The sequence below is a fragment of the Paenibacillus plantarum genome (genome assembly GCF_013141695.1).
Taxonomy (GTDB): domain Bacteria; phylum Bacillota; class Bacilli; order Paenibacillales; family NBRC-103111; genus Paenibacillus_E; species Paenibacillus_E plantarum.
The window spans coordinates 86,221-106,410 of record NZ_WHNY01000060.1 but is presented as its reverse complement, the minus strand read 5'-3'; the positions used below and the strand labels follow the sequence as shown (position 1 = coordinate 106,410).

The window sequence follows — 20,190 nt, the reverse complement described above, 5'->3', positions numbered from 1 at the left end:
CACAGCTTCGATAGGAAGGACGATTCAGGTTTCCCTAAACCGCCCGCTTGAATGATCTTACCTTCTTCTATTTGGCTTCTAACTTGAACCGGGCATAAGCGCTGTTGTAGGCATCCAACACTATCTGAAGGTTCAGCTTATTCATTTCCTCCAGATGTTTATCCCACGTAGCGTCGATGGCCTGAGCAGCCATCAGCCCCTTTTGCTCATATTCGTCGATGAACGGCGTCATGTTGGCCATCGCGCTGTCGATCGTTTTTTTCTCCGCTTCGGTAAATGAAAGAACAGGGAACGGCTTCACAAGCCAGTCGCTATCTTGGTACATCGTAAAGCCCTTCTTGCCAATATCGTTCATCCCGCTCAACTCCCCCACCAACGAACCACGGCTGCCGATTTCATAGCCTGCGCCAATGCTCCGCAGAAAGTTTGGATATCCGCCGGGGTTGGTCAATGCTGCCGGTAGTGGAACAGGCACGTTATTTTCCAACTTGTAATGCGTACCCTCTAGACCGAAGTCCACAAGCCGCTCCCCTTTCTCACTAAAGAAAAAGTCCATATACCGGATGACCGTTACAGGGTCCTTCGTCTTCGCGGAAATGCCCCATGCGTACCCATGGATCGGCTCACGGGTTTGATTGAACTTCACCTTTCCCGTCACGTCTGCTGGTGGCGCGATCGCCACAAAATTGATGGCTGGCACCTGAGCCTTTGCTGTATCGTTGACCGCTGCGGTGGAACTAAACCAGTCAATCGTTGCTCCTCCCAAGTTATTCCCAAGCAAAAATTGACGAGCCTGGGAGCCACGGGTGAAAATTTCCGGATCGATAATGCCGTCCTTGTACCATTGGGACAACTCCTTCAGCGCAGTCCGGTATTCCGGCTCCGCCTTACCATGATGCACCTTGTCGTCCTTGCCGATGTACCATCCTTCTTTGGCATCCCATAATTGAAGCAACGGACCGATGCCCTTATTACGGTAGAAGAAAGGTATTTCATCCTGCTTCCCGTTGCCGTTCGGATCCTGCTGGCGGAACGCATACAGCACCTTCTTGTACTCGTCCTGCGTCTTCGGCACTTTTAGGCCGAGCTTATCGAGCCAGTCCTGCCGGAGGAAGTAACCCATCGAAGGCAACACCTTGCCCGGCTCGCCCCCCAGAGTTCCGGTGATCGTATACATCTTGCCATCAGCTCCTAAGCCTGCACGTTTAGCATCGGGATAATCCGCCAGAAATTTCTTGATATTAGGGGCATATTGGTTGATCAGATCGTCAAGCGGTAGAAAGACCCCTTGGGAAATGACGGGGTTAATATTAGTCCGGAAGCCCTGAATAATATCCGGCAAATCTCCCGAGGACAGCATCGTATTGAACGACTGCCGATCGTCGGTGATCGATGCGTTGGCGATGTTCTTCATGGTCACATTGGTGATCTTGGCAGCTTCCTGCCAGACAGGCATATCCCCTTTAGGCGCTCCATTAGCTCCGAAAGGATAAAACAGTGAAATGGTTACTGGGGTGTCGGAAACCTTCAGATTGTTTTTCCCGTCGTAGCCTTGAACGGAAGCCGTGGCAGACGCCGATGGCGAGGTGACGGTGGAATCGGATGAAGCCGCTTTATCCTTGGAGCTTTGACAGCCTGCCAATAAGGATGGGGCAATAGCCACAGTTAACATTAGTGCCGTATATTTCTTTTTCATATAAAAAGACCTCCCTGAATAGTTAATTATTAGCGTATCAGCCTTTGATCGCGCCAACCATAGTGCCCTTGACAAAGAAGCGCTGGATAAACGGAAATAGCAATAGCATGGGAATAACAGCAATAACAATTGTGGCATAAACAATGGTTTGCTCAGTCATGACACCTGCGCTCATATCCGAGGCCTCATTCACATTATAGGAAACCTCTACAATCAGTTTTTTCAGAAGCACCTGAAGCGGGATCAGATCTTGGTTCTTTAGTAGCAGCATCGACCAAAAATACGAATTCCAGCGAGCGACAAAGTAGTACATAGTAATAGTAGCAAGGGCCGCACCGGACAAAGGCAGGTAGATACGGGTCAAGATCTTCCAGTCGTTGGCTCCGTCCATTTTGGCTGACTCCTCCAAAGAATCGGGTACATTCTCAAAGAATGTTCGCATCAAAATCACATTGAAAGTATCAACAGCAAAACAGAGTAGAATGCCTAGACGGCTGTCTATCAAATGCAGTGCCTGGAAATTCTGATAGGTAGGCATCATGCCTGCATTGAACCACATGGTCAGAAGAACGAAAAACGTAATGACCTTTCTTCCTTTCATCCGCCGTTTCGATAAGGGATACGCCCCGAGAACAGTCAGTACCATGCTGACCAGTGTACCGAATACGGAGTAGAAAACGGTGTTGCCATAAGCGGTCCAAATGTTCTCCATACCGATGACCTTCTTGAAGGAGGCCAACTCGAAGCCCTTGGGCATAAGTATAACATTGCCGGTAGCAACGGCAGTCGGATCAGAAAACGATGAGATAATCACATAATACAAGGGGTAAAGGGTTACACAAACGAGCAGTATCATAAATACAATATTGATTGCTCCGAAGAATTTTTGGCCGATTGTTCGGTTCATCTTTTATACCTCCCGGTGGTACGCTCACATAATGGATACATCGCTAATTTTTTTGGACAGCTTGTTGGCACTCATGACGAGAATTAGCGAGATCACCCCGTTGAAAAGCCCTACCGCAGTAGACATGGAGTAGTCCGAATTCTGGAGACCTACACGGTATACAAAGGAACCGATGACATCGGCGGTTTCATACGTAATCGGCTGATAAAGCAAGATAATCATTTCGTATCCGACCTGCATGATGTGACCAATCTGTAAGAGCAGCATGATTCCGACAGTAGGCAATAACCCCGGCAGTGTGACATGCTTGATTTGCTTCCAACGGCCGGCTCCGTCGATTGTTGCAGCCTCATAAAGTGATGAATCGATGGACATCAATGTTGAGAAATAGATAATGGAAGAAAACCCGGCACTTGCCCATATGCCCTGAAGCACATAAATCGGCTGGAAATATTCCGGTTTAGTCAAGAAGTATACGCTTTCAATTCCCAACTTTTGCATAACTATATTCACAATTCCCGTAGAAGGCGACAGAAGATTAACCACCAGACCGGCAATGACCACCGTCGAAATAAAATGTGGCATATAGGAAATTGTTTGCACTGCTGTGCGGAATCTTCTGCTGCGGATCTCATTGAACAATATAGCCAGCACGATGGGCACCGGAAAAGCAAAGAGAATATTCAGGCCGCTGATGCTCAGGGTATTGCGGATAATTCTCCAGAAGTAAGGTCCCGTAAAAAACTCTCTAAATTTGTCAAACCCAACCCAATGACTACCCGACATTCCCAGGAACGGCTTGTAATCCATAAAGGCCATTCTCAGGCCACCGAAGGGAAGGTAATAAAACAGTACATAATAGACTACAAAGGGAATCAGCATCAGATATAACAACTTATCCCGGCGCAGACACATGATCCATTCGGCTGAACGCGTGAGCTGCTTCCCGCTCAGGAGCTTATCCGATTTAACAGTTAGTTTCAACTCTTTGGCTCCTTCCTCTCCTGAAGCGTATGCATCCGATTCAGGCTTTCTAGATTCTCTAAGGCATAATTCTGCAATCATGATTCACCGGCGAATTGCATAGTTGCAATTTAGCACCACTAGAGAAAATTGAAAACCCTTTCTTTTTCGGGGAGGTCGCAAAAGTTCCAATCGGCACCCGGATTTTCTACAATTTTAATAATCGGAACTTTTTACGGTTAAAAGAGTTCATTTTTTTTCGATTTAGATTTAGTATTAGAATATAGAGAGATAAATTATGCCTATGCAAATTAGGGGAGGCGGGGACCTAGTTGAGTTATTACCGGAAAATGTTCTTCGCATTCGCCAGCGTGTCATTGGTTTTCACCCTGTTGCTGGAGACGATATTCATGAGCCTCTACTGGATTCCGTCCAAGCGCCAATTCTCCCAAGGGCTCGACCAGACGGCCAGGCAAGCCAGCGAATTTACCGATATTCGTCTTCGTACACCGCAGGAAATGGGATTAATGGTGAATCTGTCTGAATATACTCCGAAATATTTGTCAGGCAGTCTAAGCAACTACGAACGACTGAAGTTTATCAATTTCATCACTTATATGTCAGGGATTACGCCCACGCTCAAGGCAGAAATGGCGGTCACCCGATTCGACGATGATTTCGTCATCATGAGAAACAGTACAGGAAATCTGGATTTCTTCCGAAGCAGCTTTCATATCCCCGAGGAAATGCTGAATCGTACGATAGAACAATTCAAAGAAAGCCCCAATGAGACCTTACAGCTTCTCCATGTCCAAGACGATTCCGGTCAGAACATGGTTGTATTAGCCTTCTGCCAATGGGTAGGGCAGCTGCAGCCCTTGTATATCTTCAACGCCTATAATATTCAACAATTTTTCCATATGAAAGCCCTTTCAGAAGGTACTTTGGCCGTTTATTACGACAATCGGCTGGTGGCAGCTGAAGGACGCCTGAATATGGAACAGGTGAACAAGCTCCTCCACAAGGGAACCAATTATTCAGATATGGAAATCCATTACGCCGCATCCTCGCTTCCCGGCTTCCGCTATGTGTATCTAGCAGAGCCGCAGCATGTCCTTACCCCCGTCCTAATGTGGATGATCGGTGCGGGTTTGGCCGCCCTCGCCGCAAGCATTGGCATCACTATGCTGATTACGAAAGGAATGTATAAGCCGATCCGGAGCGTGCTGCAAACGACAGGACAGGTCACCAATAGAGACGAAATCGCCCACATACGTGATACGATTGTCAGCCTTCATATGGATGTGGAAGAAATGTCTCAAGTTCTAGTCAAGAATAAGGCGTCGCAAGAGTACAATACGCTCTATAATCTTCTGATCGGCGTCATTGCGCCTGAGCAAGCAGAGGAGGCACTGGCTCCTTTTCCCCATTTGAAGGTAGAGGGTCCCTTTTCTGTTGTTGTGCTGAGATATACCGAAACCGATCCATTTACCGGCTTTTCCCGTAGTATCACCTACGATGCCAAACAAAGATTAGCCCATACTCTTCAGCAGTATCTGGCTGCTAATCCATTCTTTCGACTGATGGATATGAATTATGACATGCAGGCCATCATCATTCAGGGAAAATGGTCAGAAGGAATGACGGATGGCTTGAAGAATATCATTATCGGCGTAGAGCCGGAATATGGCCTTGATATCAATGCTTTTATCCCCCCTTTCTGCGAAAAACTGCTAGATATCCCGCTGTCTTACCGACAAGGGATAAAAATGGTGGATGCCAGCGAATATCTTGGCTCCAGTGCCAAGGTTATGAACTGGGAGGAAGCGGATACTTCATTGAAAAATACGGTATATTATCCGCTGCATGTCGAACAGAATGTAATCAATTCTGTTATTCACGGCAAAACCGCCATATGGCAATCCGCAGTAAATGAAATCATCGACACCAATATTCATGAAAGAAGCGCTAGTCTGAGCTCGCTTTCCGTGATGCTTGGAGGGACGCTGAACCGACTGATGGACGGCTCAGGAGCAGCCGGGCTGGATTTATTTCAAGAGCAGGCCAATATCATAGACATCTCTTTCCGTTCCTGCCGTACCTATGAAGAGTTGAGGCAACAGACGCTGCAAGCTTTCGGAGTACTTGCTTCTTGGTTTGCAGCGGAGCAGGAAAAATCCGATAGTGGTCTGGCCGCCAAGATGCTGGCTTATGTTCATGAGCATCACATGCAAGAGATCACTCTTTTGGATCTAGCAGATTACTTGAACCTGTCCCGAAACTACGTTTCTACACTATTCAAAAGTTCTACCGGCCGCAATTTCAAGGATTACATCAGCGAGTATCGCCACAGCAAGGCTTGCCAGCTGATTCGGGAAAATTCGGATATGAAGATCAAGGAAGTTGCGGAACTGGTAGGGTGTAATACCGATGCTTTGTCCAGACTGTTCGTGCGGTATTCGGGCATGGTGCCTAACGATTATCGTAAGCAAGTCATACTTGGTGAAGACAGTGATAACAGATAACACTTAGAATCATGTCGCATCTGCCACAGTGCGTGTTTAAAACGTATACGGGGATTACGCTGGCAGAGTATCGCAATGGCACCTGAATAAAGCAAAAACACGCTCATCCATTCTGGATGAGCATGTTTTTGTATGCAAGATCAACCTGGCTTCAATTTACAGCTAGTGAATCTATTTTCAGATTACCTTCGCGATAAGCGATATACATAGTATGGTTGCCACTTGATAAACCGGTTACACTCTTCGATACAACTTGCCAATTGCTGCCGGTAGCAGGAACATACCATGCGCTCCAACTGCCATTATCAATTTTGTACCAGAATGAATCCGACGATGCATCTAACGCAAGTATTGTTGCAGAGATGGTAGCATTCCCCGTCGCTGGCATACTAAAATTATAAGCTGCTTGCCCAGCAACAGGTGCTGAACCCGTGCTGTATTGTCCAGGAGCTTGTATATAGGTTCCGCTTGGTGCAGATGCGTCAGTAACAACTGTGAATGGGGAGAAACTGCTCTGAGACGAAGCTGCTGCAGCTAGGAAGGAATAGCTGCTTGTACCGAATTCATTGATTGTCGTGCTAGGAAATTTAACATCATCCATCGCATTGCCATAACGGATTTCATCTATATACAACTTATGACTAATTGGCATAGCGGCTCTATAGATACCGCCTTTTATTTCAAACTTAGTGGTAATACAAGCTGTATATCCTGTCATCCCACTATAATTAACTACATTTGTGTAAGTAGTTTCAGTTGATAATTTTTGCCAAACTTGAGCAATCCCATCTGATCCTGTTGTAATTTTGAATTTCACGACAAAGTCAACCCATTTACCTTTAAAACTGGATAGTGTTCCAATGTTAGTAAATGTTGCAACCGTGCTTGAGTCTTGATTTCCGGTTCCATGCCTCAGAGCAACTCTTATATTTCCACTTGTATCTACTTCCAATGCTATGTTTGGAGAAGGATTAATACTGTTATCATGTTGTTTGATTTGATAGAACACGAACCAGCCGGAAGGCGCAATAAAGTCAGTTGGGATATATATACTAAACCCAAGATATTTCGTTTGCTGCCAAATATTATGGTTCAAACCAGGAAAACTAGCACTGTTAAACTCGATATAATTTTCTATTCTGTCTCGATCATAAGGTACGCCATTCGTTGAGCTATCACTATCAATTTCATATTTAATCGAGTTGGAACCCGCACGTTTTTGCGCCGTTGTTATGACTGGTGCCACGTATGTTCCTTGCTCATATCCCCAATATGTTACGCCATTATCGATTAAATCATTTCCTGTGTTAACGGATGCATCTTCTGCATCAATATACGCATCAAGCGTTCCGGCCAGTGTCGTATTCGGGGCAAATAATGAACTACCTATGCACATCATTAAACCAACCAAGAACATTGACAAAGACTTCTTAGCACTTGCAAATACTTGCATAATGATCACTCCTCTTTTTTTATCCGCTGCACAGCTTTTCAGATTCACGTAATGGAAACGCTTTCAAATAATGCTAAATATTTAATAGAACTTCATTCAGCTCAACCTCATTAAAGTCACCACTACGTTAGAAAGCTATTTTCTCAGCACACCATCCTTCGCATGGCAGCGTACTAAAGCCATATTGGCGCAACATAATCCCTCCTCCTTCCTTATCCCCCTCTCTACTTTACAACTTCCGGATTATCAAAAGCCTATAGTAATTTTAGAACTGCTTTGCATTTCTTTAGAATTTGGAATCGTGCTATAGTTAATCTGAATAAGGGATGGCAACGATCATCATGTAAGATGAAGGAGGCCGCAGTATGTCTTTTCCCGTTTATGGATTTAGAGAGTTTCTGCCAGAGGAAGATTTCCCCTTTAAAATAGCAGTTCGCTCTCAGGATAATTTCAACCCGGTGTTGCACGCGCATGAACATCTTCAATTGTGCTATGTGACATATGGTACATGCATTCATAGATTAGGCAGCATGGAAGCCGTAGTGCTTCAAGGCAATTTTTTCTCGGTCCCCCCCTTTCTCGAACATCAGATTTTACCGATGAATCTTACGCCCTTCGAAATCATCCAGATTGACTTTATTCCGTATTTTATTCATGAAAACATGCGGGATTTGTCCAGCTTCAGTAGTTTTATGGACTTTGCATATATACAGCCCCTGATCGAAAAGAATGGAATTCTGATGCCAAAAATGAGTTTTAGTATCGTGGATAAGCTGGAGGCAGAGACACGGATAGCATCAATGAGAAAAGAACTCATTAACAAGGAAGAGGGGTACAGGTTGGCTATCAAAGCGGATTTATTGAAGCTTCTCGTCCTCGCTGGAAGGGCCTTCCAATATAATCGTCGAAGCGCTAACGACCGCAAGTCGTTCAGTAAGTACCGACAATCTTTCTACCAGACAATTTCTCATATGGAAAAGCATTTTGCAGAGAGTATCTGCCTTGAAGAAATGGCTGAACTGGCTCACATGTCTCCTACTTATTTCAGCAGCGTATTTAAGTTGGTTAAAGGCATGGGTTTCAGTGATTTTTTAAATTATTTACGTATTCTGAATGCTACTCAACTATTAGCCGAAACAGAAAAGAGCATTACGGAAATTGTTTTTGAATCCGGATACAACAATGTGGCTCATTTCAATAAAACCTTTAAGAAGTTGGTCGGCATTACGCCAACAGAATACCGAAAAGGTAGTTTATGAAACCTTCGATTGGGGAACTAGCTAGGCGGTTTTGTGATAAAACACATTATTTGATATCATCTGCTTTGAGCCACTTCCAAAACTCTTCTACTAGGTTTAACTGTTGGCTGTACGGCGGTAAAAAACGAACTTCGACCGTTGATTTTCGTTTAGGAAGTCATGCAATAACTTGGGATAATGTTAACGCTGGAAACCATACATACTTCTCGCTTAGACAGGATGGTTCACATGAACGATAAAATAGTAATGCCCGTTTGGACAATCGGCTTGTTCATTGTGGTTATGAATACGACGATGTTCAACGTCTCGATTCCCAGTATTATTCAAGATCTTAATATCACGGCGGATCTCGGATCTTGGGTCATCTCCAGCTATTCCATTGGCTATGCCTTATCTACGGTTATATACAGTAGACTTTCCGATGTGGTTCAGATTCGTAAACTGCTCACGGTAGGGCTCATTGTGCTCGGACTTTCCTCGGTGTTCGGACTGTTCGCAACGGAGTTCCACACACTGCTGGCGGCACGTATTCTCCAATCCGCAGGCGCAGGGGTGATGGCTGGACTTGGATTGGTTCTCGCCAGCCGCTACATCCCGATTGAACGAAGAGGCTCGGCGATTGCGATGATTTCCGCTGGGAGCGCGATGGCCTTCGGACTCGGCCCGATCGTTGGCGGATTAATAAGTGAATACTTTGGCTGGAACGGGTTGTTCGCCATTACGTGCCTTGTCCTAGTCATTCTTCCCATTCTCTTGCGCTTGCTTCCCAAAGAACAGCCTGTGCCGTTCCGCTTTGACATGCTTGGAGCGCTATTGACGGTCGTCAATGCCGCGACCTTGCTACTCGCGGTCACACAAATTTCTGGCGTGTGGCTTGCCATAAGTAGCCTTTCCTTTGGCCTACATGTGTGGCATCTACGGCGATCAAGCGACACGTTCATTAATCCTGTATTGTTAGCGAATCCTGCGTTTCGGAAGCTTGTCGTCATTGGGTTCTGCATCTTGTTCCTGAACCTTGGGAATTTATTTCTAATGCCACTCGTTCTGGCCAAGGTGTTCCATCAATCCGCCATGACCATCGGTTTAACGATTGCGCCGGGAGCGATTCTGTCGGCGTTCTTAACCCGCTTCGTCGGCCGCTGGATAGATCAGTTCGGCAATCTGCGGTTTCTGCTCATCGGCCACGGGGTTTTATCGCTGGTGATGATCGCATTCTCGATATGGCTTGGTGCTTCACCGCTTGTCGTCATGATCGGTTATCTTTGTTTCTCTCCTGCCTTTTCCGCGACAATCGCATCGTTGAATAATGAGACTTCACGCATCTTGCCGAAGCATTTAATCGGCTCGGGCATGGGACTTATGCAGCTGATCCAGTTTTTTGGGGGATCCATGTCTGTCGCGATATGCGGCATTCTACTTGAAATTCAGCGAAATACCTCACTCCTACAGTCGTACAAGCATGTTTATGGTTTGTTAATCGTCGTTGGGCTCTGCTCATTCGGAATGCTGCTGTGGTATGGGCTGTCGAGGATACGAACCGGTGCCGAGGATGGCTCAGCAGCCAACTAGCGGGGGGATACATGCTCAATACATGGAGAAAATACCGCCCAAGTCCTTCGAGGGTAGACGACTACTGTTATTAGATCGCTACATACACGCTATTACCTGGAAAATATACATCTATTTATGCTTAATTCCTTCGGAAACTTGAATTAACTGTAAATTATGTAGTTAAATTCCCTTCTTTTGGGCCGTATTAGGTAAAAATCTTATTATTACATGTAGGTTTTCCATCTATTCTGCGTTTGGTCGAACATTCGCGAAATTTAACTGTAGATTTTCCATCTAAACTCTCTGCCCCGTTGAATAAAGGCACCTTCATTCCATTTTGGGAGTGATGGTGCCTTTTTGAGCGCGATGCTCGGAAGCAATCCTGTCCTCTTGATTGATCTCCTGTACATAAATCTCAAATAACATTTCCACACAATTTTTTAGCCCTTTTGCACAACTTATTATCCATTTTATAGTAGAACATACTAGGTGATTGAAATAGTCAATGAAGGAAGTGACAGACGATGTGGAAAAAGACGATAGCATTAGGGCTAGTCGCTATAGGTTTGCAAGTCAGTCTTGGGGCTTCTTCAGGAAACGCTTATGAATATGAAGATACACCAACGGAAGTCGCGGACGGGATCCAGATCCCCAAAGAATTAACTCTGCTTGAAGACATTCCCTATTATGTCATTCCGAATGCCCTGTTAAACAAAGCGGAAGGCTCCCTCTCCCCCCAAACCGTTCAAGTTATTGAGGCCGAAAACCACTGGTCAGGCGCTTGGAATTGGTGGAAAATTCATACCGACGTCGGAGATCGATGGATTAAAACGGCTCCTTGGCAATTCGATACCCCGCCGCCAACGACAATCAATTTGATGACCGAGACTCCACTATATGCGAAGCCTTCAGAAAACACCAAGCCTACAGCGGCTCTTTCCCCACAAGAAGTCCAAGTGGTTGACGCAGAAAAAGGTTGGTTCAGGAATAGCTCTGGAACAGGCGAAGTATACAATCCAAAAAAGTGGCTTAAAATCCACACAACTTGGCTGGGAGATCAATGGGTTCATTTAAATCTAGATCAGATCGGTAATTTTTATCCAGCAGATCAAATGAGTTATTTTTCAAATTATTACTATAATCTTAAGCCTCAATTCGATTATCAAACCTATCAAACAGATGGAACGCTTTCGAAGCAGTTTGCGCATGTGACCGGTAAATTCCGCACTTTTCTCGGCACCTATTATCAAACTGAAACAGCTGATGGTGTGAAATGGACATTTGGTGGCGGACAACCGATCGTAGCCGAAACCAAGATCATTAAACGAACAAAGCCAAGTGCTTTGTATACGTATCCCTCCTCCCAGTATGAGGATGAGCCTAAGCTCATTCTTACGGGTGACTTGCCTTATTTTGAGAAGACGTATAACGAGTACATCACGAATTATGGCTATGACGGTGATTGGTATCACATTCGTACCGCGCAGGGTGAAGGCTGGTTTAATCCTACATTTGCCGAGCCTGAGGATGCAGTCGCTGAGACCGCAACGATACAGCTTAACTCTCCTGTCACGGCGCTTTTTCGCTATCCAAATACAGGAATTATCCTCAATCATGGACAGATCGGCCCACAAACTCTCCACCCAATAGCTGCTTGGACGGACCCGAATGGGATCCGGTGGTTCCAGATTAACTCTTTCGTAGGTAAATCTTGGATTCGTCTTGATCCCTTTCAAGATAGGGTGATCCTGAAGGACCGCGAATCCGATATGTTAATCCAGAGTGATAGCTCCTATCAAGGAGGTTTTAATCAAAATGAGAACGGTGCCTATACCGACGGCAATGAATCCATCGGATACGACGACAAGCAAGGTGAACCCTTCTTAGATACTGCTTATCTAGCGCGTTTGTATCAATTCGCTCTATCAGGTCCAGACGTTGCGGGCTGGTGGACGTTAAAGAACGATTCCGGCTATGCTTTTCAAATAAAAGCAGGCGATCTTCAGGCTAGAACGCTCTGGGACGGTAAACTAGCTAAACAATTGAAACTATCGTCTTCACCTGATTCCTCTAGTGATCAAGGCCCGCCATTCCTCAGTCTGACCGATATAAGGACTTTGTTTGGAGCTACCACAAGCCTTAACATCGGCTATAAGGATAGCAAGGTTATCGCATTGAGCGCTCAGCAGTACAAGATTAATAACTTACAACTGCCACCTGTTGCTGCTGATCATCCTTTGCATATATCAGGGCTTATCTATGAAAATCGGAATGTAGAGTTCAACAGCACCACTCCTGGCTTACAAATCACAGTGAGGAACCGAGATTTGGGCGACACATCCACTACCGAGCAAGTTGCCGCGATGAAACTACTTTATGATTTAGGTTATAGTAGTCGGCTTTATGACATTTCAATGGATCACCCACTTCAGCCAGGAATGAATCATCTAACCATTCGTTTTCAAGTTGGCGAACGAATTATCTTGCAGCGGGATTGGGATATCATGAATAATGCGAAATAGCCTTATGTACAAGAAAGCAGGTTGCCGAGGCAACCTGCTTTTTTCAATTCCTCCACTCACGCTTCAGCATGCCATATACAATGAGGTCGATGTAATGATCATTCAGCCATGCAGCATCCCGAATTTGCCCTTCTCTCGTAAACCCTAATTTCTCGGGAATGGCTCGGCTTTTGAAGTTGCTATCCCCACATCTGATTTCAATTCGATTTAAGCCCAGTTCGTTAAACGAATAGTCCACTAGCCATTGGCAGGCTCGGGTCATGATACCCTGACCTTGGAAGCCTTCTCCTAACCAGTAACCCAAACTAGCACAATGATTAGCCCAATTGATCGGATGAAATCCGACGCAGCCTGCGAACTCTCCTTTGAACCAAATGCCAGCATTGAAGCCATTATTCGATGCCTCTTGATTCTGACAGTGCTGGATAAAAGCTCTTGAATGATCGCTATTCCGTGTTGCATCTACCCATGGCAACCATTCTCTCAAGTAGTCGCGACAGCTGTCTGTTAATGCAAATATGGCTTCAGCATCCTTAGGTTCGAGTGATTTAAGTGTAAGATCAGCATCCAGTTCAATGCGCATATCTTCTTCCCCTCCAGGTGATTTCTCAAGTCGTTCCCTTCGCATAAACAGCAAAAAATAACATCATTTCTCCGATGATTACGTAATTCGGCATTTTGAAAAACAGATCCAACCCAAGAAATACAGCAAGTACTCCTAGAAATACGGCTAGATGCACGATCTTTAATCGTTGATGTGCATGTCTATACTTGTGGAAGACTAGCGATGTTGAGAAAAAATACAGAAGAACAGAGCCGAAAATAAAGCTTAACATAAACCCATAGTTCAACTGCTCCAAAAATAACAGCTGGATCGATGCGGCAATCATACATAACGATAAATAGATGAATAAATGCCCATAGATGATGGTCTGCCCTGCCGTTTCTAGGGATTTATTCACTTTCTTCTCGACATTCTCAAAGTATTGCCACCACATCGCAATAATGAGCAGAAAGGTGAACGATGCGAAAAGAATAGATCGCCATGTCCAATCACTCGACTGTAAAACAGTCAGTATGCTTATGACTGATTCCCCAAGCAGAATCAGCGTAAACAACGAGAAACGCTCTAATAAATGGTGGGTATTGATCGGGCTTCTCACCAAGTATTTTCGACCTAGTAAGGGGAGCAAAATATCCACCATAATGCCCGCATATAACACCGCATAGCGAATCCACGAGTCAAAAAACAGGGAGAGTGCCGATATGGCCAATCCGATCCAAAAACGGCTGCCTAAATAACGTGCAGTGATTCGTCGATGATCTTCTTCTTTTTTATGTACAGCCAAATATTGAATCGCCGTCATCGCTCGCAAACCTAAATAACCGATGAGAAAGGGCACAAAATACTGATCAAAGTCGACGGACAAGCTAGCCGTCATAATTAACACGAAAAATAATTGCAGTATGAGAAAAACACGATGCGACGTACTGTCCCGTCCAAACCGATTTACAAATAGGGACTGCCCCACCCATGCCCACCAAATCGGAATAAAGATAAGAAGGAATTTGCTTAAATACTCCAGTGGGATCGTTCCGTGATGCACATGCAGTAGGACGTGACTTGCTTTGGAAACTGCTGCTACAAAAAGCAGGTCATAGAATAGCTCAAGCCAAGTTACCTTTTTCTCGACCATTGCTTTGATGTGATGCAGCCCTGTTGCGGGATTGTTCATTATTGGACTCCTTTACTCAATTTCCTCGTCATTACGATTTCAACCTATAGCTGTCATTACTCCGAATGTCATCTACGATCTCATTCAAGTTCTCAATTTGGTGTGAGCTTGTATCCTTAACATGCCTCGGTTCTAATCCAGAATTTTCAAATTCATCAATGAGAATTAGGCAACGTTCGCCCATTTGATGCTGGGGTAATCTCGTTTGATCCCTTTGCAGAAGCGTCGCTTTGTCTGTCCACAATACAACATAAACAACATTAGTATTTAATGCTATTAATTGCTTGTGAAGCCACTTTGCCTCTTCAGGAAATGTCACATAATCGACGACCACATCTACACCATGTGCAATAAAATTAGAAGTAAGCCGCCAAATGTTTTGCCAAATCAGTGATAACTCGGACCGACTTTCCCATGGTTTCTCACGACCATTCACGTGCATATGACTGACAGCATCACCTGAAATATATGCGGAGTTTGGCAAAGCTTTGGCCAACGCACGTGAAGTCGTAGATTTCCCCACCCCTGCTGGTCCAGATACCAGATAGACAGTTTGCATGGTTAACACCCCTTTTGCAAGCATAATGAGTCTCTCGTTCTCCCTTAAAAATTGCCATCTCCACGTATTCGTGATGAAAATGGATAATCCTGTAGCTCCAGAGTAGAGTTTAACTGTATAACCTACAGCTAAATTCCTCGAATCCAACTGATTATCGGAATTTGATGGAAAATATGTAGTTATTTTATAACAATCATGGACAATCGGTCATTTTAATGAAAAATAACTGTAGAAAACACATTTAATTCACCAAATATCGTGATAATTGTGAAAATAGATGGAGAAAATCCAGTTAGTTGCTCAATATGAAAAAGCCACGCCCTGTGTGGACGCAGCTTAGCTGTACAACCTTATTTTCGATAGGACGTCACACCTGCATCCAATAGCGCTTGAAACGTGCGCGGGTAGGGCCAACGCTCCTTTTTAGACACATCACTAATTCGCTTCACTTCTTCAATATTCATTGTAGGGACTCCTTCCAAGATTAACTTGTCTCCACTCATTATATCTCATAGAGCTGCCATCAACCATTGTCGTTCCTCCGCCCCTACAGCGTGGATCAAGTGCGCAAGCACTTTCTTCTGTTCCGGATTCAATCGTGCAAATACCTTGGGTTCCGCATGGCATAACTCACGAATCGCAGCTTCGAGCTCATCCCTACGACTCGCCGCCTCAGGATCACCAGTGAACGTCGGAAACGCCTTTGCTTCCGCGAATTCCTTGATGACAGCATCGGATAATTTCCGCAGATAGGGCTCCCTTTTCTCACTAATGAACGTGCCCAGCTCTTCCAATAAGAATTGAAAAGCATCACTTTTGCGACTCGCACCGAACGTAAATGACTGCTGTCCACTCAACTCCTCACTACTGAAATCAAACTGATCAAACAATTTACTCTGAATATAGAGACTATGATAAAAGGAATCCCCTTTATTGTTAAACGTTGTGGGCTGTTTATGCTGCTCTTTCAACTTCGAGTCGATAAAGTACAACTTGGAATATTCATGATTCATGCGATCTTCCCAACGAATATATGTAATTCGAAATTTCGTCTGCGACATCGGATGCACGGATGTGAAGGTTTCCTTCTCCGCAATCAAGCTAGCATAGTCCAGTGGCTCACCATCAATACGAATCGTGTAAGGCTTGTCCGCGTGCAGTTCTAAGAACCATCCGAATTCTCTGCTCAAAAATGCCAAAAAGTCCTCAACCACGAACTCCTTGACGATATTGTTAAACGTGACGGTCGTCCCTCTATCCTTATCTGTTAAATCAGGCTTGGTGACATGATAGGTATCCAATTGTTTCGCTTGAATATGAATCTTATACGTATTTTTGAGCAGGAGACCATCCTCGTACGTGGTTTGCCAAATCGCTTCCGAAGCAAAATGATGAAAGGTTAAGCGACCTATCCCATTTTTCCCATGCATGGCCGAAGTCGTTCTTCCTCGTTTATCAGGATCCACACTCTTCTCAGATTCATAGAAAGGCGTAAACTTTCCTTCTAAATCTTTCAGTTTAATGCCATAGCCGTTATCTGCAATGACGATTTGATCCACGCCGTCTAGTATGTTTTTATGAAGGGTTATGTCTACCGCCGTAGCCTCAGCGTCGAAACCGTTCCAAATATATTCGGCAATAGCTTGCAAATAATCAAACTTACGAAGCGCTTTTTCGATACCTTTTGAGGATATTTTTATGTTGTTCATGGCGATCAACCCTTTCTTCATATAGTCAGCTTGTACGCATACACTTATCATATTGCAAAAAGCTCATTTCGTATGTCGATTGATGTCCTCTCTCTTCAAGTCTTTTTCGACAAAAAAAACTGACACTCAGGTGTCAGCTTCCATATTTCAATTCAGCTATCGCTTTTTTGTACTTATCAATTCGTTCATAGTCTTGTCGGGTTGGGTGTTCAATTCGGCCGAGGTCACAATTATCTTCTAAGTCCAGAAGCTTCACAACCGTCGCTAGTGGGTTTACCTTGATCCTCTTGATAAATCCCTCATACGTTTCATTCGGCCTTCTAGTAAGGCAATCTAGCGCTTCAAGGATAGTTAGACTAAAGCCTTCTTTTTTCAAATCAAATAGGGTGAAATCCGAATCCTCCACGACATCATGTAAAACAGCAACGATGGATTCTTCCGTTGATTTGGCCCTGCTAGCCAAACGAATGGGGTGTAAAATGTAAGGGCTGCCCCCTTTGTCTACCTGACCATCATGGGCCTTTGCTGCGATTAAAATGGCTTTCGTTAATGTGCTCATGAATGTCACCTCTCACCTTGTTCGTGAAATAGCTTTTTCACCAGTTATAGCATAAGTCCCTGCTTTTGCATATGGCTGTCGCATTGTATAATGTAAAAATGATAACGAAACAAGGAGATCCTCACTGATGCTAGAGAATGAAAACTTTTCAGAAATAACAACGGCCGGTAAACGCCTACATATGCAAGGAGACTGCGAGAACTGCTTTGGTTTATGTTGTGTGGCGCTGCCCTACGCAGCTTCAACTGATTTCGCTAACGATAAGGATGCTGGACAGCCCTGTACGAACCTGCAAACCGACTTTCGTTGTGGTGTTCATACCCAGCTCCGTCAGATTGGCTTTCGAGGATGTACCGTATACGACTGCTTCGGTGCGGGACAGAAGGTTTCGCAGATCACTTTCGGCGGTCAAGACTGGCGAAAAGAACCAGACACTGCGAAGCAAATGTTTGAGGTATTCCCTCTCATGCGCCAGCTTCATGAGCTGCTCTGGTATTTGACGGATGCCTTAACCTTGTCATCGACTGATGAGATTCATGGGGAACTGAGCGCCTTGCTCGCTGAAACGGAACGACTGACGAACCTCAATCCCGATAGCCTGACCACGCTGGACGTTGCTGCACATCGAGCTGCCGTGAATGTGTTGCTCCTTCAAACGAGCGAACACGTGCGCGAAGCGGCACGCCAAGAACTCCCCAAAGGACGTCGAAAAGCTTATGGCAGAGGTGCCGATCTGATCGGTGCGAATTTGAAAGGTGCTGATCTCCGGGCCAGCAATCTACGAGGCGCCTATTTGATAGCAGCTGATCTGCGAGGTGCCGACCTGCGCAAAGCAGATCTCATCGGTGCTGATCTCCGGGACACCGACCTTCGCGGGGCCGATTTGAGCGACAGTCTGTTTCTTACCCAATTTCAAGTGAACGCCGCCAAAGGCGATAAGCATACGAAGCTGCCTGCGCACTTAACACGACCTGCATACTTCAGTAGTGAGTAGCTACATGGTGTGGGAGCGTCCTGTGGAGTTAGATGGAAAAACTCCATGTAATTTTGCGATTTTAAGCGCATATTGGAGAATAACTGGATTTTATGAAGCTAATTCAAGCTACATTTACATAAATGGCCGAATACAAAGGAATTAACTACAGGTTTTCCATCTAATCCTTCCTACTGGTTAGAATGGTGAAATTTAACTGTATGTTTTACAGTTAGCTCTTCCCATGAGGCTTTAGACATTCAATCTGCCGCCCTAGAGAGGTCTTTGACCATTCGCCAAACAGTATTCGCTGCCCCTTTAGGGCATTTTAATCACTAATTTTAAGCTGGCTTTCAGCATTTATTCGCTATTCTTTCATATTGCTATCGTACAATGACAACGTAGACAAAACTAATAGGAGTGATACATACACGTATGAGTATTAAAAAATTAGCAGGCATATGCATCCTGATCCCCATTCTTCTAGCTGGATGCGGGAATCAATCTGACACACCAACCGCTGCAGCCAGCACCACTCAGCCTGGGCAGCAAACGGAGAAGGCCGCAGGGAATGGGAATGGCCAACAGAATAACCAACAAAATCGCCCTGCGATGGATCCAGCACAGAGACAGCTTTTTAGCACGTTTCAAATGCTGAACATGATGGATAAATCCGATGGATTGACCATCACGAAGGAGCAAGCGCAAGCCATGCTGCCAGTCGCTCAGGATATCGTCACGAAGACCGAGCTCAGCGACGACAATAAAACCAAGCTGCTGGCCAATTTGACAGATGCTCAGAAGACCTTCCTAACGGATGCAGAAACACGTATGAGTAACCGTGGTAACGGTGGCAACGGAGGGCCGAACGGACAAGGTAATGCTGGGCAAAACGGCCAGGGACAAGGCAATCGAAATGGTGGCTCCGGCGGCGATGCCGGCAAAGCTCAAACGCCAGATGCTTCAGCTACGCCTAAAGCAAACGCCACGGATGGGGCTGGTAGTGGCCAGCAAGCCGGAGGACAAAAACCGAATGGCGCAGGCGAGCGCGGCAATGCTGGTGGCGGAGGCCAAAATGGTGGCTTCGGTGGCGGCAATCGTCCTGCAGGCGGTCAAATGGGAGATGCAGGTAAACAGTTCATTGAACTCTTGCAAAACAAGGTGAAATAAGTCGAATATTTCCGAGGAAATGATAAAGCCTCCAACACCACAACGAGTGGGTTTGGAGGCTTTATCACATTTCCTTATGATCGTAACGCTTGAATGACCTGCTCTGCCTTCGCTTCACCGCTGGCAACCTGCTCAATGTGGTTTGCAAACATATCACACATGTATACGAACAAGGTAAGAATCTCTAACACTTCATCACTTTCGAACGTGCGTGAAGCCGATAGGCTATACACATAACGATAGTGGATCTCGCCTTCCTCATTCACGCCAAAGTGACCAATTGGCAACCGTGTATTAATTTCGAGCAAGAGCGCGGCTACACCTTCACGTGCATCTGCTTGCAGATGAAACGGCAGTGTACTGTAGATCTGTAGAAGTTGAATTGCGACAATATCCTCATCATTTAACGGTAAAAAGCTAAAGTGAAGGAAACGATCCCTTCCTTGGCTATCCTCTTGAAACCCTGCCATTAGTACATGCAGTGGAATCGATTCGGATTTCTCTAATAAATTCGTGGCGAGCTCTGCTTCATCCAAAATCTCTTTCAATTGCCCTAATTGCGCCAAATGACGCGCATGTACAAGCTCAGTCAACATATCGGTTCAATC

The 20,190-nt window shown here is 45.1% G+C and carries 16 protein-coding genes and 1 pseudogene; 6 read left to right on the top strand and 11 right to left on the bottom strand.

The window, feature by feature from the left end:
* Nucleotides 1-67: 67 nt before the first annotated feature.
* From GC096_RS18670 to GC096_RS18660, 3 genes are read right to left on the bottom strand one after another with little or no spacing between them, the layout of a single operon-like run.
* Nucleotides 68-1,696: an extracellular solute-binding protein gene (locus GC096_RS18670; protein WP_171632271.1), complete on the bottom strand. Its 1,629-nt coding sequence runs from the start codon at nucleotides 1,694-1,696 to the stop codon at nucleotides 68-70.
* A 37-nt stretch (nucleotides 1,697-1,733) separates the two neighbouring features.
* A complete protein-coding gene (locus GC096_RS18665) occupies nucleotides 1,734-2,603 on the bottom strand; it encodes a carbohydrate ABC transporter permease (protein ID WP_171632269.1) in 870 nt (289 codons plus the stop codon).
* 24 nt (nucleotides 2,604-2,627) lie between these two features.
* Nucleotides 2,628-3,587, bottom strand: coding sequence for an ABC transporter permease (locus GC096_RS18660; RefSeq protein WP_246302831.1), 960 nt, complete (start codon nucleotides 3,585-3,587; stop codon nucleotides 2,628-2,630).
* 311 nt (nucleotides 3,588-3,898) lie between these two features.
* On the opposite strand from GC096_RS18660, the gene GC096_RS18655 reads away from it, so the two are divergent.
* The gene (locus tag GC096_RS18655) at nucleotides 3,899-6,091 is read left to right on the top strand and encodes a helix-turn-helix domain-containing protein (protein WP_171632268.1); all 2,193 of its coding nucleotides are present in this window, start codon (nucleotides 3,899-3,901) and stop codon (nucleotides 6,089-6,091) included.
* 151 nt (nucleotides 6,092-6,242) lie between these two features.
* On the opposite strand, the gene GC096_RS18650 is transcribed toward GC096_RS18655, so the two are convergent.
* Nucleotides 6,243-7,544, bottom strand: a complete 1,302-nt coding sequence (locus tag GC096_RS18650; RefSeq protein ID WP_171632266.1) for a heparin lyase I family protein — start codon at nucleotides 7,542-7,544, stop codon at nucleotides 6,243-6,245.
* Between the two features lie 365 nt (nucleotides 7,545-7,909).
* On the opposite strand from GC096_RS18650, the gene GC096_RS18645 reads away from it, so the two are divergent.
* Nucleotides 7,910-8,803 (top strand): AraC family transcriptional regulator, encoded by an 894-nt coding sequence (locus GC096_RS18645; protein ID WP_171632264.1) that lies wholly within the window; start codon nucleotides 7,910-7,912, stop codon nucleotides 8,801-8,803.
* Between the two features lie 52 nt (nucleotides 8,804-8,855).
* Here GC096_RS18645 and GC096_RS39560 read toward each other — a convergent pair.
* Nucleotides 8,856-8,983: pseudogene (locus tag GC096_RS39560) on the bottom strand (transposase); the annotation flags it as partial.
* Nucleotides 8,984-9,031: 48 nt separating this feature from the next.
* On the opposite strand from GC096_RS39560, the gene GC096_RS18635 reads away from it, so the two are divergent.
* Both GC096_RS18635 and GC096_RS18630 read left to right on the top strand, forming a co-directional pair.
* Entirely contained in the window at nucleotides 9,032-10,372 is a 1,341-nt protein-coding gene (locus GC096_RS18635; protein WP_171632263.1) for an MFS transporter, read from the top strand.
* A 506-nt stretch (nucleotides 10,373-10,878) separates the two neighbouring features.
* Nucleotides 10,879-12,876: a hypothetical protein gene (locus GC096_RS18630; RefSeq protein ID WP_171632261.1), complete on the top strand. Its 1,998-nt coding sequence runs from the start codon at nucleotides 10,879-10,881 to the stop codon at nucleotides 12,874-12,876.
* Between the two features lie 43 nt (nucleotides 12,877-12,919).
* Here the strand turns inward: GC096_RS18630 and GC096_RS18625 are convergent, their stop codons facing one another.
* The 5 genes from GC096_RS18625 to GC096_RS18605 form a co-directional block, all read right to left on the bottom strand.
* Entirely contained in the window at nucleotides 12,920-13,459 is a 540-nt protein-coding gene (locus tag GC096_RS18625; RefSeq protein ID WP_171632260.1) for a GNAT family N-acetyltransferase, read from the bottom strand.
* Nucleotides 13,460-13,484: 25 nt separating this feature from the next.
* The gene (locus GC096_RS18620) at nucleotides 13,485-14,573 is read right to left on the bottom strand and encodes a low temperature requirement protein A (RefSeq protein ID WP_171632662.1); all 1,089 of its coding nucleotides are present in this window, start codon (nucleotides 14,571-14,573) and stop codon (nucleotides 13,485-13,487) included.
* A gap of 70 nt (nucleotides 14,574-14,643) precedes the next feature.
* Nucleotides 14,644-15,171 carry a P-loop nucleotide/nucleoside kinase family protein gene (locus GC096_RS18615; protein WP_171632259.1) on the bottom strand — a complete coding sequence of 176 codons (528 nt, stop codon included), beginning with the start codon at nucleotides 15,169-15,171 and terminating at the stop codon, nucleotides 14,644-14,646.
* A gap of 509 nt (nucleotides 15,172-15,680) precedes the next feature.
* Nucleotides 15,681-16,931, bottom strand: coding sequence for an ATP-binding protein (locus GC096_RS18610; protein ID WP_171632257.1), 1,251 nt, complete (start codon nucleotides 16,929-16,931; stop codon nucleotides 15,681-15,683).
* Nucleotides 16,932-17,013: 82 nt separating this feature from the next.
* Complete coding sequence (locus GC096_RS18605) at nucleotides 17,014-17,439, bottom strand: GTP pyrophosphokinase (protein ID WP_171632256.1); 426 nt, start codon at nucleotides 17,437-17,439, stop codon at nucleotides 17,014-17,016.
* Between the two features lie 127 nt (nucleotides 17,440-17,566).
* Here GC096_RS18605 and GC096_RS18600 point away from each other — a divergent pair, with 127 nt between their 5' ends.
* Together GC096_RS18600 and GC096_RS18595 are read left to right on the top strand one after the other, a co-directional pair.
* On the top strand, nucleotides 17,567-18,433 hold the full coding sequence (locus GC096_RS18600; RefSeq protein ID WP_171632254.1) for a pentapeptide repeat-containing protein: 867 nt from the start codon (nucleotides 17,567-17,569) through the stop codon (nucleotides 18,431-18,433).
* Between the two features lie 414 nt (nucleotides 18,434-18,847).
* Entirely contained in the window at nucleotides 18,848-19,582 is a 735-nt protein-coding gene (locus GC096_RS18595; RefSeq protein ID WP_171632252.1) for a hypothetical protein, read from the top strand.
* Nucleotides 19,583-19,656: 74 nt separating this feature from the next.
* Here the strand turns inward: GC096_RS18595 and GC096_RS18590 are convergent, their stop codons facing one another.
* Nucleotides 19,657-20,178 (bottom strand): YbjN domain-containing protein, encoded by a 522-nt coding sequence (locus GC096_RS18590; RefSeq protein ID WP_171632251.1) that lies wholly within the window; start codon nucleotides 20,176-20,178, stop codon nucleotides 19,657-19,659.
* Nucleotides 20,179-20,190 lie beyond the last annotated feature (12 nt).

Coding starts and splice junctions, on each gene's coding strand:
- GC096_RS18670 (WP_171632271.1), bottom strand. CDS start 1,696: ATGAAAAAGAAATATACGGCACTAATGTTAACTGTGGCTATTGCCCCA.
- GC096_RS18665 (WP_171632269.1), bottom strand. CDS start 2,603: ATGAACCGAACAATCGGCCAAAAATTCTTCGGAGCAATCAATATTGTA.
- GC096_RS18650 (WP_171632266.1), bottom strand. CDS start 7,544: ATGCAAGTATTTGCAAGTGCTAAGAAGTCTTTGTCAATGTTCTTGGTT.
- GC096_RS18645 (WP_171632264.1), top strand. CDS start 7,910: ATGTCTTTTCCCGTTTATGGATTTAGAGAGTTTCTGCCAGAGGAAGAT.
- GC096_RS18635 (WP_171632263.1), top strand. CDS start 9,032: ATGAACGATAAAATAGTAATGCCCGTTTGGACAATCGGCTTGTTCATT.
- GC096_RS18630 (WP_171632261.1), top strand. CDS start 10,879: ATGTGGAAAAAGACGATAGCATTAGGGCTAGTCGCTATAGGTTTGCAA.
- GC096_RS18625 (WP_171632260.1), bottom strand. CDS start 13,459: ATGCGCATTGAACTGGATGCTGATCTTACACTTAAATCACTCGAACCT.
- GC096_RS18620 (WP_171632662.1), bottom strand. CDS start 14,573: ATGGTCGAGAAAAAGGTAACTTGGCTTGAGCTATTCTATGACCTGCTT.
- GC096_RS18615 (WP_171632259.1), bottom strand. CDS start 15,171: ATGCAAACTGTCTATCTGGTATCTGGACCAGCAGGGGTGGGGAAATCT.
- GC096_RS18610 (WP_171632257.1), bottom strand. CDS start 16,931: ATGATAAGTGTATGCGTACAAGCTGACTATATGAAGAAAGGGTTGATC.
- GC096_RS18605 (WP_171632256.1), bottom strand. CDS start 17,439: ATGAGCACATTAACGAAAGCCATTTTAATCGCAGCAAAGGCCCATGAT.
- GC096_RS18600 (WP_171632254.1), top strand. CDS start 17,567: ATGCTAGAGAATGAAAACTTTTCAGAAATAACAACGGCCGGTAAACGC.
- GC096_RS18595 (WP_171632252.1), top strand. CDS start 18,848: ATGAGTATTAAAAAATTAGCAGGCATATGCATCCTGATCCCCATTCTT.
- GC096_RS18590 (WP_171632251.1), bottom strand. CDS start 20,178: ATGTTGACTGAGCTTGTACATGCGCGTCATTTGGCGCAATTAGGGCAA.